Raw genomic sequence first — 13,922 nt, 5'->3', positions numbered from 1 at the left:
AATTAATTTGCCGAGTGACTTCCCTTTTATCTAGCAACAGGTCAAAATTAGCGGTTAATTCTCCGTTTTTTATTAATTTTTTAGGAATCATCATGCTTGAAGCGATTGCGTTTCTTATTATCGGTCTAGGTTTTTTGGTGTGGAGTGCAGATAAGCTGGTTTACGGCGCCGCTGCTCTTGCTCGCAACTTCGGTATCTCACCACTAGTTATCGGTATGACGATCTTAGCAATGGGATCTTCGGCTCCTGAAATGATGGTTTCTGCGACAGCGGCCCTTGATGGCAAAACAGATACCGCTGTAGGTAACGTATTAGGTTCAAACATCGCCAACATTGCGCTTATTTTAGGTATTACTGCCCTAATCAAGCCGCTATCGATTAGCTCTGGCGTGATTCGCCGTGAACTACCATTAATGATTGGTGTCACTTTATTAGCTGGCGCACTGCTTTGGGATAACCATTTAGGTTTCTATGAAGGTGTGTTGTTGTTTGTTCTTTTCGCCGCTTTCTTATTTGCCATGCTGCAAATCAGCCGTAGTGAGAAAAAGAACGGTGATGCCTTCCTTGACGAGCAAGAATCAGAAATCCCAGAGGGCGTAAGTAACCCTAAAGCCGCAATGTGGGTCGTGATTGGCCTGATCATCCTGCCTTTGGCTGCTGATATGCTGGTAGATAACGCTGTAATCATCGCTAAATACTTCGGCATGAGCGATCTTGTCATTGGTCTAACTATCATAGCCGTAGGCACTAGCTTGCCAGAGCTTGCGGCATCACTTGCCGGCGTTATGAAGGGTGAAGATGATATGGCTGTAGGTAATATCATTGGTTCAAACGTATTCAACATCCTTGCTGTTATGGGTATCCCGGGCATCCTGAACCCTTCTATCTTGAGCGAGTTCGCTATGGGTCGTGACTTCTGGGTAATGCTAGGCGTATCGCTACTGCTTGTTGTGATGGCACTAGGAAAATCTCGTAGTGTGAATCGTATTGAAGGCGGCGTGTTAATTGTGACGTTCGTGGCCTACCAAGCTTACCTACTAATGAACATGTCGGCTTAATTGTTGATTTAACTTCCCGTACTTGGAGTATTTGATGTCTCAGCCATTTGATTACCGCAGCGTTGCAAAACAAGTTTTGGAAACCGAAGTTGCAGGTCTCACTCAATTAGACCAATATTTTAATGATGATTTTTGTAAAGCTTGCGACCTTATCCTGAACAACAAAGGCAAAGTCGTTGTGATGGGCATGGGTAAATCAGGCCACATTGGCAACAAAATCGCAGCCACATTGGCAAGTACCGGCACATCGGCTTTCTTTGTTCACCCAGGTGAAGCAGCGCATGGCGACTTAGGCATGATCGAACCTGGCGATATTGTGATTGCAATATCCAACTCAGGCGAATCGGGAGAAATCCTCAGCCTGTTCCCGGTATTAAAGCGTTTGAACATCAAGATCATCAGCATGACAGGTAAGCCAGCATCGAACATGGCGACCTTGTCTGATATCCATTTACAAATTTCAGTACCGGAAGAGGCTTGTCCTCTGGGCTTAGCACCAACAACCAGCACCACAGCGACTTTGGTCATGGGTGATGCATTAGCCGTTGCACTTTTACAGGCTCGAGGCTTCACCGCTCAAGACTTTGCACTGTCTCATCCAGGTGGTGCTTTAGGTCGTCAACTGCTGTTAAAACTGGACGACATCATGCACACAGGTGACGCACTCCCTGTTGTGGCACCGGATGCGCTAGTTCGAGACGCTCTATTAGAGATCTCTCAGAAAGGCTTAGGCATGACAGCAATCGTTGGTGAAGATGGCCAAATGGCCGGTATTTTTACCGATGGTGATTTACGCCGTATCTTAGACAAACGCGTTGATATCCATAACACGCAGATCGGTGATGTAATGACGCTAAACCCGACGGTAGCCGAGCCAAACATGCTCGCAGTTGAGGGCTTAAACTTGATGCAAGCGAAGAGCATCAATGGCCTGATGTTATGCCAAGAAGGTAAATTAGTCGGAGCGTTAAACATGCATGACTTACTGAAAGCAGGAGTAATGTAATGACACAGACAGTCGAAACTCTATACGGCACTGTTAACTCAGATGTATTTGCAATCGCAAAAGAGATCAAATTGCTGATTTGCGATGTCGATGGTGTCTTCTCTGATGGTCGCATCTACATGGGCAACAACGGTGAAGAGCTGAAAACCTTCCACACTCGTGACGGTTACGGCATAAAATCACTGATGAACGCTGGTATTGAAATCGCGATCATCACGGGTCGCAAATCTCAAATTGTTGAGAATCGTATGACCGCTCTAGGCATTAAGCTGATTTATCAAGGTCAAGACGATAAGGTTAAGGCATACCAAGATATTTGCGATAAGCTTTCTGTAAATCCTGAAAATACAGGTTACATCGGAGACGATCTGATTGACTGGCCTGTAATGGAAAAAGTTGGCTTGAAGGTCTGTGTGGCAGATGGTCACCCGCTACTTGCAAAGCGTGCAAACTACGTGACAACCATTAAAGGTGGTCATGGCGCAGTACGCGAAGTCTGCGACCTGATTTTACAAGCAAGAAATGAACTCGACGTGCATAAAGGTTTAAGCATATGAGTTTTACTCGTATTATCTATTTAATACTCATATTTATTGCCTCTTGGTCGACCTATTACCTGTACGACAAAGAGCAAACATCAACGATACAAGTGGCTCCCAATTTGGAGCTGCCCGCGTTTAGTGGCAAAAGCCTGAACAACATTAGCTACGACGAAAGCGGTATTCGCAGCTATCAGGTTGAATCGACGTATTTAGAACACTACTCAGTGGTTGGCGATACGCACTTTCAAAACCCAGTTCTTTCGGTATTCCGTGAAGGGCACACGATTGAATGGCAAGTCACCGCTGATCGCGCGATTATGGATAAGAATCAAGTTGTCACTTTTTATGACAACGTTGTGGCAAAGAACCTGTTACCAGAAGCCAGCTTCGATACAATGACCACTGATAAAATGGTTGTTGAGCTGCCTAGCCGAGATTTTTATTCAGATACTCCGGTCCATATGATCGGTACATTTTTTGAAACTGAGGGACAAGCAATGAAAGGTAACTTCGGTACCAACAATGCGACCCTCTTTAATTCTGTTCAAGGTAGATATGAAACTCTTACACCTTAGTTTATTCGCTTTGACCCTTGCGGCACCTAATGTCTATGCTCTGTCTTCGGATAGCGAGCAACCTGTCTACATTGACTCAGACAGCCAGCAATTGGATATGAAAAGTAACCAAGTGACTTTCCTTGGTGATGTGAACCTTAAACAAGGCAGCATCAATATCAATGCCGATAAGGTTATTGTTACTCGTAACGCCGTAAATGGTGAGATTGAAGAAATTCAAGGCTTCGGTAAGCCAGCAACCTTCTCTCAGCTTACTGACGACGGTAAGACACTCTACGGTGAAGCTGATGACCTGCATTACCAGCTTATTGCTGACCGACTGATCATGACCAAAAATGCGATGCTATCTCAAGATGGCAGCATCATTCGCGGCTCTAAGATCACTTACCAGATCGGTTCTCAGAAATTAGTCGCTGACAGTGGTGAAAACAAACGAGTGTCAACGGTTTTACAACCAACGGAAGTGAATAAGTAACGATGGCTGTTCTTAAAGCAAAAAACCTAGCGAAAACCTACAGTAAACGTAAGGTTGTGACCGATGTAAGCTTACAGGTAGAGTCTGGCCAGATCGTCGGTCTGCTTGGACCTAACGGTGCGGGTAAAACCACGTCTTTCTATATGATTGTTGGTTTGGTGGCGCGTGATGAAGGTACCATCAGCATTGATGACCGAGACATCAGTATCTTGCCAATGCACAGCCGTTCTCGTCTTGGTATCGGTTACCTGCCTCAAGAAGCATCGATTTTCCGTAAGTTGTCTGTAGAGAACAACATCATGGCGGTTTTACAAACCCGTGATGAAATGACCAACGAACAACGCCAAGATAAGCTGGAAGACCTGCTAGAAGAGTTCCACATCCAACATATCCGCACCAGCAATGGTATGGCTCTGTCAGGTGGTGAGCGTCGTCGTGTAGAGATTGCTCGTGCACTCGCAGCAAACCCGCAGTTCATTCTATTGGATGAACCATTCGCCGGTGTTGACCCGATCTCAGTAATCGATATCAAAAAAATCATTGTTCACCTGCGTGATCGCGGCTTGGGCGTTTTGATTACCGACCACAACGTTCGTGAAACATTAGACGTGTGTGAAAAAGCTTACATCGTAAGCCAAGGACACCTGATCGCTGAGGGGACTCCTGAAGATGTTCTCAATAACGAACAAGTTAAACAAGTTTATCTAGGCGAACAATTCCGTCTATGATTATATAGAGAGTATCGAGAGTTCTAAGAATAATAACTAGGTAAGTCACACTGAATGAAACCCTCATTACAACTTAAGCTAGGCCAACAGTTAGCAATGACTCCTCAATTGCAGCAAGCGATTCGTTTGTTGCAATTGTCTACTTTAGATTTGCAACAAGAGATCCAAGAAGCACTTGAATCTAACCCACTACTCGATGTCGAAGAAGGCAATGAAGATACGCCAACATCGGAAGAAAAACCTAGCAGTGACGAAAAAGAAACAGTTGAAGCCACAGAGCAAGACTTACCTGATAGCTCAGACTTAATCGAAAAATCAGAGATTGGCAACGAACTAGAAATCGACACAACGTGGGAAGACGTCTACAGCGCAAACACCGGTAATACGGGTATTGCGATTGATGACGACATGCCGGTTTATCAAGGCGAAACTACTCAAAGCCTGCACGATTATCTACTTTGGCAACTCGACTTAACACCATTCACTGACACCGACCGAAGCATCGCTTTTGCACTAATCGATGCCATCGATGACTATGGCTACCTCACTGTAACTTGTGAAGACATCCTTGAAAACTTCGACAATGAAGAGATCGAGCTTGATGAAATTGAAGCCGTACGTAAACGAATTCAGCAGTTTGACCCGCTAGGTGTCGGTTCAGTCAACCTGCAAGATTGCTTGTTACTGCAACTGGCAACCTTTCCCCAAGATACGCCTTGGCTCAACGAAGCTAAGTTAGTACTTACTAGCCATATCGACCAACTCGGCAATCGCGATTACAAACTGGTTATCAAAGAGACCAAGTTGAAAGAAGCAGAACTACGTGAAGTTTTGCAGCTTATTCAACAACTGGATCCTCGCCCTGGCAGTAAGATTACCCCGGATGAAACTGAGTATGTGGTTCCGGATGTATCTGTCTTCAAAGACCTTGGCAAATGGCTAGTGACCATTAACCCTGATAGCGTGCCTAAGCTGAAAGTGAATCAGCAGTACGCTGATCTGGGTAGTAAAGGCAACAGCGCCGACAATCAATACATCCGCTCAAATTTGCAAGAAGCAAAGTGGTTAATTAAAAGCCTAGAGAGCCGAAATGAGACGCTACTCAAAGTTGCGCGATGCATTGTTGAACATCAGCGTGATTTCTTCGAACATGGCGAAGAAGCGATGAAGCCAATGGTTCTTAATGATGTTGCGTTAGCTGTTGATATGCACGAATCCACGATCTCTCGTGTAACGACTCAAAAATTCATGCATACGCCACGTGGCATCTTCGAACTCAAATACTTTTTCTCAAGCCATGTCAGCACTGACAATGGCGGTGAATGTTCATCTACAGCAATTCGCGCACTCATTAAGAAGCTTGTCGCAGCGGAAAATACCGCGAAGCCTCTAAGTGATAGTAAGATTGCTGCTTTACTGGCTGACCAAGGAATTCAGGTAGCTAGACGTACTATAGCGAAATACCGTGAGTCTCTGGGCATTGCCCCATCGAGTCAGCGTAAACGCCTGCTATAAGCTCATTTAGTCGCTAGTTACTTAGCAACTATAATCAGGCAACCAACTGAAAAGGAAAGTCTATGCAAATCAATATTCAAGGCCATCACGTTGATCTTACCGATTCAATGCAAGACTATGTTCACACCAAATTCGACAAACTTGAGCGCTTCTTTGATCATATCAATAGCGTTCAGGTTGTTTTAAAAGTTGAGAAAATCAATCAAATCGCAGAAGCTACCCTGCATATAAATCAGGGGGAAATCCATGCGACAGCAACAGATGAAAGCATGTATGCCGCGATTGATTCATTGGTTGATAAACTCGTCCGCCAACTCAACAAGCACAAAGAAAAGCTAAGTAGTCACTAACATGCAATTAAGCGAAGTACTTTCATTGGACTGCACCAAAAGTGCAGTCCAATGCACAAGCAAAAAAAGAGCCCTTGAACTCATCAGTCAGATCGCAGCAGAAAGCTGTGGTCAAGATTCAACAGAACTGTTTGAGTGCATGTTGAGCCGTGAAAAAATGGGCAGTACAGGTATTGGTAATGGCATCGCTATTCCTCACGCTCGTATGAATGTCAGTGATAAAGCGATTGCTGTATTACTGCAATGCCAAGATCCCATCGAATTTGATGCGATTGATAATCGTCCTGTCGACCTACTATTTGCCCTGCTTGTTCCAAGTGAACAGTGCAAGGAGCATCTAAAAACCCTCTCTTGTATGGCAGAGCGACTCAACGACAAGCAGACGCTTAAACAGCTGCGTAATGCTCAAAGCGATCAAGAGCTTTACGACATAATGATTCAAGTGCCAACTTGCGAGTAATAACATGCGATTAATCGTTGTTAGTGGCCAATCGGGGGCCGGTAAAAGTGTTGCGCTGCGAGTCCTTGAAGACTTGGGGTATTACTGTGTCGATAACCTTCCAGTAAACCTGCTCAACGACTTCGTCGAATCAGTACGTGAGATCAATCAAAACGTCGCCGTTAGCATTGATATCCGTAACCTACCGAAAGAGCCTCAGTTAGTCACAGAGATGCTAGAACAGCTAGACTCTGCCACTAATATCGATGTGAACGTCTTATTCCTAGATGCGAGCAAGCAGACGTTACTCAAGCGCTACAGCGAAACACGCAGAATTCACCCTTTATCGATCGGCCAAGAAAAGCTCTCTCTTGAGCAAGCGATTGATTTAGAAAAGACACTCCTGACACCTCTCGCTGAGCACGCCAGCATTGTGATTGACAGTAGTGACTGCAACCTCTACGAATTGAGTGAAAAGGTTCGTTTTAAAGTTGAAGGCAAAGAGAAGCAAGAGCTGATTATTGTCTTTCAATCTTTCGGTTTTAAGTATGGCCTGCCAAGTGATGCCGACTACGTGTTTGATGTTCGCTTTTTGCCGAACCCTCACTGGGAACCCGCACTACGACCACTAACCGGTCTAGATGCTCCCATTCACTCTTTTCTTGAAGAACACTCAGAAGTTCTAGAGCTCAAGCAACAGATCCAAGGCTTTGTTGAACAGTGGTTACCAATGTTAGAGAAGAACAATCGCAGTTACCTAACGGTAGCGATTGGCTGTACTGGCGGCAAACACCGCTCGGTTTATCTAACTCAGAAAATTGGTGAGTACTTCGAGCAACTTGGCCATCAAGTTCAAATCAGACACGCCTCCCTAGAGAAGCACCAACAGGGCTAACCATGGAATTAACTCGAACTGTACTGATCCAAAACCGCTTGGGTCTTCACGCTAGAGCAGCCGTAAAGTTGGTTGAGCTTGCACAAAGCTTTGATGCAACCATCACGATCCATAGCGAAGAAGATAAAACAGCGACAGCAGACAGCGTAATGGGGTTACTTATGCTGGAATCAGCGCAAGGGCAACATATTACTATTCAAGCAGCAGGCACCGATTCACAGCAAGCACTGGATGCCGTCTGTCATCTCATTGAAGACAAGTTTGATGAGGGTGAGTAGCGAAAACGCTTCACTCGCAACGCCTAAGACTCAAACAACGAACCAACCAATATTAAATCTTAGTTCTATCTAAGTTTATGATTTAAATAAGCCCCAGAATTAAGTTACTATTCCAACCATTGTTAGAATAATGAGATAGGAGGAAAATATGGCAGAGCAATTAGAATTCGACCAAGCTCACCAAACCCTCCAAGAAGTCAGCGAAGCCCTAGAAAACGGCCGATTTGTTCACGTACGCCGACAACTTCAGGACATGGAGCCTGAAGATATTGCACACCTTTTAGAAGCCTCCCCTCGCAAAAGTCGTGACGTACTCTGGCAACTCACCGATCCTGAAGACTACGGTGAAATTCTTGATGAACTAAACGAAGACGTCAAAGATGCTCTTGTGTCGAAAATGGCACCTGAGACCTTGGCAGAAGCAACCGAAGGTATGGAAACCGATGACGTCGCGTACGTACTTCGAAGCCTACCCGACGATGTTTCTCGCGAAGTCCTTTCTCAAATGGACTCCGTCGATCGTGCATTAGTTGAAACTGCCCTGTCGTACCCTGAAGATTCAGCGGGTGCGATCATGAATACCGACGTAATCACGATTCGTGGTGATGTCGATGTCGACGTTGTATTGCGCTACATGCGTATGCGTGGCGAACTGCCTGATGCAACTGACGCTCTGTATGTTATTGATGAAGAAGAACGTCTTATCGGTAACCTATCACTTACTACACTGGTAACGACTCAGCCTGATGTCGCAGTTTCCGAGGTGATGGAAGATGCCGACGAAGCGATCGCGGTTGAAACCAGCGCTTCCGATATTGCGAGCCTGTTCGAACGTCGTAACTGGGTTTCAGCGCCAGTAGTCGATAGCAATCAACATCTTGTTGGTCGTATCACCATCGATGACGTGGTTGATGTTATCCGTGAAGATGCCGAGCACTCAATGATGAGTATGGCGGGTATGGACGATGACGAAGATACCTTCGCACCAGTCGTAAAATCTGCTCGTCGTCGTAGTGTATGGCTTGGTGCTAATGTTCTTGCTGCGCTGGCGGCAGCATCAGTATCGAATATGTTTGAAGCAACGCTCGACCAAATGGCAGCGATTGCAGTACTGATGACGATTGTACCTTCGATGGGTGGTGTTGCCGGTAACCAAACCGTTGCTCTAGTAATTCGTGGTTTGGCACTCGGTCATATCGGTGACAGTAACAAACGCGAACTACTACTTAAAGAGGCGGCCATCGGCTTCCTAAATGGCGTTCTATGGGCCGTTATCATTGGTGGTATTGTGGTAGCTTGGAAAGGTAACTGGATACTGGGAGGCATCATCTCAGCGGCGATGATGACCAACTTGATTGTTGCAGGTATTGCCGGGGTAACCATCCCAGTGATGTTGAAGAAGATGAATATCGATCCAGCCCTTGCTGGCGGTATGGCACTGACCACAGTAACCGATGTTATTGGCCTATCGGTGTTCTTAGGCTTAGCAACCATACTTATCTAGCTTGATTACCGACTCGGTAAATACAAAAAGGGAGCCATTGGCTCCCTTTTTTAGTGCATCAGATTTTAGCTTCAGGTCTAAACCTCATATTTAAACCTCATGTTTAAACTGAAGCAAATTAGGCAAAATTACTCACCCGCGACTTTCATCGACTCAAGCAGGATAGAACCCGTTTGAATTTGCGAACGTGTTTCTACGTCGTTACCCACAGCAACAATCTGAGTAAACATGTCTTTTAGGTTACCTGCGATTGTGACTTCTGAGACTGGGTATTGGATCTCTCCGTTCTCAACCCAGAAACCCGCAGCGCCACGAGAGTAATCACCCGTTACGGTATTAACGCCTTGGCCCATCACTTCAGTCACTAGGAAACCCGTACCCAACTCTTTTAACATCTGCTCAAAGTTTTGGCCGGTCGATTTAACGAACCAATTATGAATACCACCCGCATGGCCGGTTGGTGTCATGTCCATTTTACGTGCTGCGTAACTCGTCAGTAGATAAGTCGCCAGAACACCATCAGTGATGATTTCACGATCTTGAGTGAACACACCTTCGCTATCGAATGGGCTTGAAGCCAAACCACGCAGGATATGTGGTCGCTCAGAAATGTTAAACCAGTCAGGTAAGATTTTCTGACCTAGATGATCCAATAAGAACGATGATTTACGGTAAAGATTACCGCCACTGATTGCCATCACAAGGTGACCAATCAAGCCAGTAGCAACATCGTTAGCGAACATAATTGGGTATTGGCCTGTTGGTAGCTTTTTCGCATCCAAACGGCTAATGGTCTTTTCTGCTGCTTCTTGACCTACGCGCTCAGGCGTCCATAGCTCATCACGGTGACGTGCAACGGTATAGCTATAGTCACGCTCCATCTCACCGTTAGCGCCTTGTCCAATCACACAGCAGCTCGTGCTATGACGGCTTGAAGCGTAGCTTGCTAGTAAGCCATGGCTGTTACCATAAACCTTAACGCCATAGTGGCTGTCGTAGCTTGCGCCATCACTCTGTTTGATCTTGTCGCTATAAGCTAACGCTTGCTTCTCAGCAGCAATCGCAATCTCAGCGGCATAGTCAGGGTTTGGTTCATCCGGGTGGAAAAGATCCAAGTCTGGAATTTCTTTTACCATGTATTCTTTTGCTGCAGGACCGGCAAATGGGTCTTCAGACGTGTACTGAGCGATATCAAGCGCAGCCGCGACTGTTTGAGCAATAGCCTTTTCACTCAGATCAGATGTAGATGCGCTGCCTTTTTTCTGGCCGCGATAAACAGTAATACCTAGCGCACCATCGCTATTAAATTCAACGTTTTCCACTTCACACATACGTGTTGAAACACTTAAACCCGTTGACTTAGTAATAGCAACCTCAGCTGCGTCTGCACTCACTGATGCCATATCCAACGCTTTAGCTACTGCGGCTTCTAGCTCAACTCTTTGCTGGGCGACTTGCTGTTTTACATCCATATCTATTCTAATTTTTTAGGTCAATATTACGTAGGATAACAAGAATTTCGCTTTCTCCCCAAGATTCTTGCTAAAATAGGCAATATATTCGTTTGAGATAGTGACATAGGCAGAAAAGATGGCTCGCAAAAACCAAAAAGCCCCATGGGAACCAGAAGAAGAAATCATCTGGGTAAGTAAGACAGAAATGAAAACGGACATGGATGCCCTGCAAAAGCTGGGAGAAGAGCTTGTTGGTCTAAAGCCTTCTGTATTAGACAAATTTCCGCTGTCTGAAGATTTGGCACAAGCGATTAAAGATGCACAACGCTTTAAAAATGAAGCGAAGCGTCGTCAACTTCAATACATTGGTAAAGTGATGCGTAATGTCGATCCTGAGCCAATTCAAGCGGCTTTGGATAAAGTACGTAACAAACACTCACAAGCAACAGCTGAACTACATAAGCTTGAGCAACTGCGTGATCGTGTTGTTGCTGAAGGTGATGCGGCTATTTCAGAAGTAATGGAAATGTACCCTGAAGCAGACCGTCAGCGTCTTCGTCAGCTAGCTCGCCAAGCTAACAAAGAGAAATCAGCGAACAAGCCTGCGAAGTCTTCTCGTGAGATCTTCCAAATCTTAAAAGAGCTAAAGCTAGAAGACTAATCGTTATCTCGCTTTACTCATAGAGTGAATAAAAGACCTAGCACATGCTAGGTCTTTTTGTTTTCTACGTACTCAATATCAGAGAGATTAAACAGGAGTGATGAGTCGTCACTCACCCGCTTTAACAAATGAGCTTAACTCTGCCTGTGGATGATCCGCCGTCAGTGCCTCTATCGAGTCTTCAACCAACACCTTACCTAGCGTCACAAATACAAACTTATTCGCGATACTGCGTGCGTCACCTAAATGGTGAGTCACCATCAAGACCGTAATATTTCGCTCTGCCGCTAATCGCTTCACTAAGCTAAGCATCTCTTCACGCAACAAAGGGTCAAGCGCAGAGAAAGGTTCATCAAGCAGCCAAATGTCATGTGGCTGAACAAAACAACGCGCTAGTGCGACACGCTGGCGTTGACCGCCGGATAAGTGCTCAGGCAATCTATCCAAATACTCAGAGACGCCAACTTGTGCTGCGGCTTGCTCCACAGCTTGCTTTTGGGTTGCGGTAAGCTTTAAACCTGGGTGCAGACCTAAACCAATATTCTCTCGCACCGTAAGGTGAGCAAACAGGTTGTGCTCTTGAAACAACATCGCCAATGGGCGCTGATGTGCTTCTTTACCAATAAGCGATTGCCCAGCCACTGAGATCTCACCCGATGTAGGCTCGATGAAACCAGCAACTAGCGCCAACAGTGTAGATTTACCCGCACCACTCGGCCCCATAAGCGCAACAATATCGCCCTGCTCAGCTTGAAAATCAAAGCTAAACAACTCTCTGTGATAGTGGTAATCCACATCTTTCATCACTAACATCATCGGTTCCTTAATTCTTTAGCATCGAGCTTAGATCTTCGAGTAAATAAGAATTCTATTAAGCTAAAGCTGCCGACACTCAATAACAGTAAGCTCACAGAAACTACCGCCGCAGCTTCCATTTGATAACTGCCTAACAATTGGAATAGGTACAAAGGCAGAGTTCTAAAATCTTGGCTACCAAACAAGGCAATCGCGCTTAAGTCACCCATCGCCAACATAAAGCTGATCGAGAAGGCTTGCGCCATCGGCTTACGCAATGCGCGCCATTCCACGAGCCTGAATCGGGTGAAGCCAGTCATCCCTAAACTCGCACACACATACTGATACTGCTGAGACAGGTGCAGCATAGGTTGAGCCAAGGTTTTAATTACGTAAGGCAGCGCCATTAAACTGTTGACGGCAATCACGATAAAGAAAGCTAAACTGAATACATCGGTGAATGAACGCAGTAATAAGAAGATACCCGTACTGATCACCAGCCCCGGAGTCACTAAGATAATAGTGCCAATCAGCTCGATTTTATCGGCTCGAAAATTATAGTTCTGTAAACGCCATGCTCGGCTAGTCAGCAGTATGGCGATACCAATGCCAACTGCGATAACACTTGCTAATGACGCAACTTTAACCGAGGTCATTAACGCCGCCCAAAACGGCTCGCTGCTGAGTACGGTTAATGCCTGCGAGTTAATTCCACTGACGATAACCATAGCTAATGGCGGCAATACCAGCATTGAGACTATGATGATCCAAAAGCTATCCCAGGCTTTTGACCACCAGCTGTCCTTAACCAAATATTTCTCTTCCGACAGCTGACTGGCCGTCACTGAAATAGGTTTCGATAGCCGTTGAATGCTCACCGCTAGCACACCACACAGCAGCATTTGCCATATCGCGAGCAAAGCACCAGCTTGAAGGTCAAAGTCGAATTTAATCGCCTGATAAATAGCGAGCTCGATAGTGGTTGATTTTGGTCCACCGCCTAGCGCCATCACGGTAGCAAAGCTGGTAAAACACAACATGAAGACTAAGCCACACACATGTGGCAATTGCTGTCTTAAGCGAGGCCATTCAACCCATCTGAATTTGTTCCAATGACTCATACCCAAGTGAGCACAAAGCTTGTGTTGCTCGGCAGGCACGGTATCTAACGCTTGCAGAAGTAAGCGACTGGCATAAGGCAAGTTAAAGAAAACGTGCGCCAGCAAAATACCATTCAATCCGTATATGGAGAATGGTAATTCAATATCGAAGTTCGCCAAAAACTTAGCTAACCAACCGCTATTACCATAGATCGCAAGTAAGCCAAATACACCGACTAACACCGGCAGGACTAAGGTCGACGCGAACAGCCTTAACAACAAAGCGCGTCCCAAAAATTGTCTACGACACAGCGCATGAGCAATAGGTATAGCAAAGCCAACACTCAGCACCGTTGAGAGTGTCGCCTGATAAAAACTGAATTTCGTTACATGCCAATAGTAGGGATCTGACCATACTTGGCTGATATCAAGAGAAGGGGCATTGCTAAGCAATGCCCCAACCGCTGAAACCACGAAGACGGTAATGAGTATCGCTACCCAAATCCCAACCTTAGGTGTTTTCTTTATCATAGATTGATTTTTTACC

At 45.5% G+C, this 13,922-nt stretch carries 16 protein-coding genes; 13 read left to right on the top strand and 3 right to left on the bottom strand.

The window, feature by feature from the left end:
* The first annotated feature begins 92 nt into the window (after window positions 1-92).
* From MSG38_RS19960 to mgtE, 12 genes are all read left to right on the top strand, one after another.
* Window positions 93-1,058: a calcium/sodium antiporter gene (locus MSG38_RS19960; RefSeq protein WP_050622165.1), complete on the top strand. Its 966-nt coding sequence runs from the start codon at window positions 93-95 to the stop codon at window positions 1,056-1,058.
* A 34-nt stretch (window positions 1,059-1,092) separates the two neighbouring features.
* The gene (kdsD, locus tag MSG38_RS19955; protein ID WP_017632284.1) at window positions 1,093-2,064 is read left to right on the top strand and encodes an arabinose-5-phosphate isomerase KdsD; all 972 of its coding nucleotides are present in this window, start codon (window positions 1,093-1,095) and stop codon (window positions 2,062-2,064) included.
* Window positions 2,064-2,621 carry a 3-deoxy-manno-octulosonate-8-phosphatase KdsC gene (kdsC, locus tag MSG38_RS19950; RefSeq protein ID WP_048605890.1) on the top strand — a complete coding sequence of 186 codons (558 nt, stop codon included), beginning with the start codon at window positions 2,064-2,066 and terminating at the stop codon, window positions 2,619-2,621. Before kdsD ends, kdsC begins: the two co-directional genes overlap by 1 nt.
* Window positions 2,618-3,181, top strand: a complete 564-nt coding sequence (gene lptC / locus MSG38_RS19945; RefSeq protein WP_019821456.1) for an LPS export ABC transporter periplasmic protein LptC — start codon at window positions 2,618-2,620, stop codon at window positions 3,179-3,181. Before kdsC ends, lptC begins: the two co-directional genes overlap by 4 nt.
* Complete coding sequence (lptA, locus tag MSG38_RS19940) at window positions 3,162-3,656, top strand: lipopolysaccharide transport periplasmic protein LptA (protein WP_048605896.1); 495 nt, start codon at window positions 3,162-3,164, stop codon at window positions 3,654-3,656. Before lptC ends, lptA begins: the two co-directional genes overlap by 20 nt.
* Before the next feature lie 2 nt (window positions 3,657-3,658).
* A complete protein-coding gene (gene lptB, locus MSG38_RS19935; RefSeq protein WP_004735304.1) occupies window positions 3,659-4,384 on the top strand; it encodes an LPS export ABC transporter ATP-binding protein in 726 nt (241 codons plus the stop codon).
* A 54-nt stretch (window positions 4,385-4,438) separates the two neighbouring features.
* The gene (locus MSG38_RS19930; RefSeq protein ID WP_017058913.1) at window positions 4,439-5,899 is read left to right on the top strand and encodes an RNA polymerase factor sigma-54; all 1,461 of its coding nucleotides are present in this window, start codon (window positions 4,439-4,441) and stop codon (window positions 5,897-5,899) included.
* 62 nt (window positions 5,900-5,961) lie between these two features.
* The gene (gene hpf / locus MSG38_RS19925; RefSeq protein ID WP_009847742.1) at window positions 5,962-6,249 is read left to right on the top strand and encodes a ribosome hibernation promoting factor; all 288 of its coding nucleotides are present in this window, start codon (window positions 5,962-5,964) and stop codon (window positions 6,247-6,249) included.
* A gap of 1 nt (window position 6,250) precedes the next feature.
* Complete coding sequence (gene ptsN, locus MSG38_RS19920; protein ID WP_048605899.1) at window positions 6,251-6,709, top strand: PTS IIA-like nitrogen regulatory protein PtsN; 459 nt, start codon at window positions 6,251-6,253, stop codon at window positions 6,707-6,709.
* A 4-nt stretch (window positions 6,710-6,713) separates the two neighbouring features.
* Window positions 6,714-7,583, top strand: coding sequence for an RNase adapter RapZ (rapZ, locus tag MSG38_RS19915; protein ID WP_048612605.1), 870 nt, complete (start codon window positions 6,714-6,716; stop codon window positions 7,581-7,583).
* 2 nt (window positions 7,584-7,585) lie between these two features.
* Window positions 7,586-7,861, top strand: coding sequence for an HPr family phosphocarrier protein (locus MSG38_RS19910; protein ID WP_017066670.1), 276 nt, complete (start codon window positions 7,586-7,588; stop codon window positions 7,859-7,861).
* Window positions 7,862-8,009: 148 nt separating this feature from the next.
* Window positions 8,010-9,365, top strand: coding sequence for a magnesium transporter (gene mgtE / locus MSG38_RS19905; RefSeq protein WP_048605905.1), 1,356 nt, complete (start codon window positions 8,010-8,012; stop codon window positions 9,363-9,365).
* A gap of 128 nt (window positions 9,366-9,493) precedes the next feature.
* Here the strand turns inward: mgtE and pmbA are convergent, their stop codons facing one another.
* Entirely contained in the window at window positions 9,494-10,837 is a 1,344-nt protein-coding gene (gene pmbA / locus MSG38_RS19900) for a metalloprotease PmbA (RefSeq protein WP_017058910.1), read from the bottom strand.
* Window positions 10,838-10,955: 118 nt separating this feature from the next.
* Between pmbA and yjgA the strand changes: the two genes are divergently transcribed.
* On the top strand, window positions 10,956-11,480 hold the full coding sequence (yjgA, locus tag MSG38_RS19895; protein WP_017058909.1) for a ribosome biogenesis factor YjgA: 525 nt from the start codon (window positions 10,956-10,958) through the stop codon (window positions 11,478-11,480).
* Between the two features lie 108 nt (window positions 11,481-11,588).
* On the opposite strand, the gene thiQ is transcribed toward yjgA, so the two are convergent.
* Both thiQ and thiP read right to left on the bottom strand, forming a co-directional pair.
* Complete coding sequence (gene thiQ, locus MSG38_RS19890) at window positions 11,589-12,293, bottom strand: thiamine ABC transporter ATP-binding protein (RefSeq protein ID WP_248402467.1); 705 nt, start codon at window positions 12,291-12,293, stop codon at window positions 11,589-11,591.
* Window positions 12,293-13,906, bottom strand: coding sequence for a thiamine/thiamine pyrophosphate ABC transporter permease ThiP (gene thiP / locus MSG38_RS19885; RefSeq protein WP_248402457.1), 1,614 nt, complete (start codon window positions 13,904-13,906; stop codon window positions 12,293-12,295). Before thiP ends, thiQ begins: the two co-directional genes overlap by 1 nt.
* Window positions 13,907-13,922 lie beyond the last annotated feature (16 nt).

The sequence above is a fragment of the Vibrio sp. 1CM24A genome, assembly GCF_023161725.1.
GTDB lineage: Bacteria > Pseudomonadota > Gammaproteobacteria > Enterobacterales > Vibrionaceae > Vibrio > Vibrio coralliirubri.
Note: the sequence above shows the minus strand (reverse complement) of the source record. Positions and strands in the feature narration are given on the sequence as shown.

Excerpts from the sequence above, each read along its gene's own strand:
- MSG38_RS19960 (WP_050622165.1), top strand. The coding sequence starts at position 93 with ATGCTTGAAGCGATTGCGTTTCTTATTATCGGTCTAGGTTTTTTGGTG.
- kdsD (WP_017632284.1), top strand. The coding sequence starts at position 1,093 with ATGTCTCAGCCATTTGATTACCGCAGCGTTGCAAAACAAGTTTTGGAA.
- kdsC (WP_048605890.1), top strand. The coding sequence starts at position 2,064 with ATGACACAGACAGTCGAAACTCTATACGGCACTGTTAACTCAGATGTA.
- lptC (WP_019821456.1), top strand. The coding sequence starts at position 2,618 with ATGAGTTTTACTCGTATTATCTATTTAATACTCATATTTATTGCCTCT.
- lptA (WP_048605896.1), top strand. The coding sequence starts at position 3,162 with ATGAAACTCTTACACCTTAGTTTATTCGCTTTGACCCTTGCGGCACCT.
- lptB (WP_004735304.1), top strand. The coding sequence starts at position 3,659 with ATGGCTGTTCTTAAAGCAAAAAACCTAGCGAAAACCTACAGTAAACGT.
- MSG38_RS19930 (WP_017058913.1), top strand. The coding sequence starts at position 4,439 with ATGAAACCCTCATTACAACTTAAGCTAGGCCAACAGTTAGCAATGACT.
- hpf (WP_009847742.1), top strand. The coding sequence starts at position 5,962 with ATGCAAATCAATATTCAAGGCCATCACGTTGATCTTACCGATTCAATG.
- ptsN (WP_048605899.1), top strand. The coding sequence starts at position 6,251 with ATGCAATTAAGCGAAGTACTTTCATTGGACTGCACCAAAAGTGCAGTC.
- rapZ (WP_048612605.1), top strand. The coding sequence starts at position 6,714 with ATGCGATTAATCGTTGTTAGTGGCCAATCGGGGGCCGGTAAAAGTGTT.
- MSG38_RS19910 (WP_017066670.1), top strand. The coding sequence starts at position 7,586 with ATGGAATTAACTCGAACTGTACTGATCCAAAACCGCTTGGGTCTTCAC.
- mgtE (WP_048605905.1), top strand. The coding sequence starts at position 8,010 with ATGGCAGAGCAATTAGAATTCGACCAAGCTCACCAAACCCTCCAAGAA.
- pmbA (WP_017058910.1), bottom strand. The coding sequence starts at position 10,837 with ATGGATGTAAAACAGCAAGTCGCCCAGCAAAGAGTTGAGCTAGAAGCC.
- yjgA (WP_017058909.1), top strand. The coding sequence starts at position 10,956 with ATGGCTCGCAAAAACCAAAAAGCCCCATGGGAACCAGAAGAAGAAATC.
- thiQ (WP_248402467.1), bottom strand. The coding sequence starts at position 12,293 with ATGTTAGTGATGAAAGATGTGGATTACCACTATCACAGAGAGTTGTTT.
- thiP (WP_248402457.1), bottom strand. The coding sequence starts at position 13,906 with ATGATAAAGAAAACACCTAAGGTTGGGATTTGGGTAGCGATACTCATT.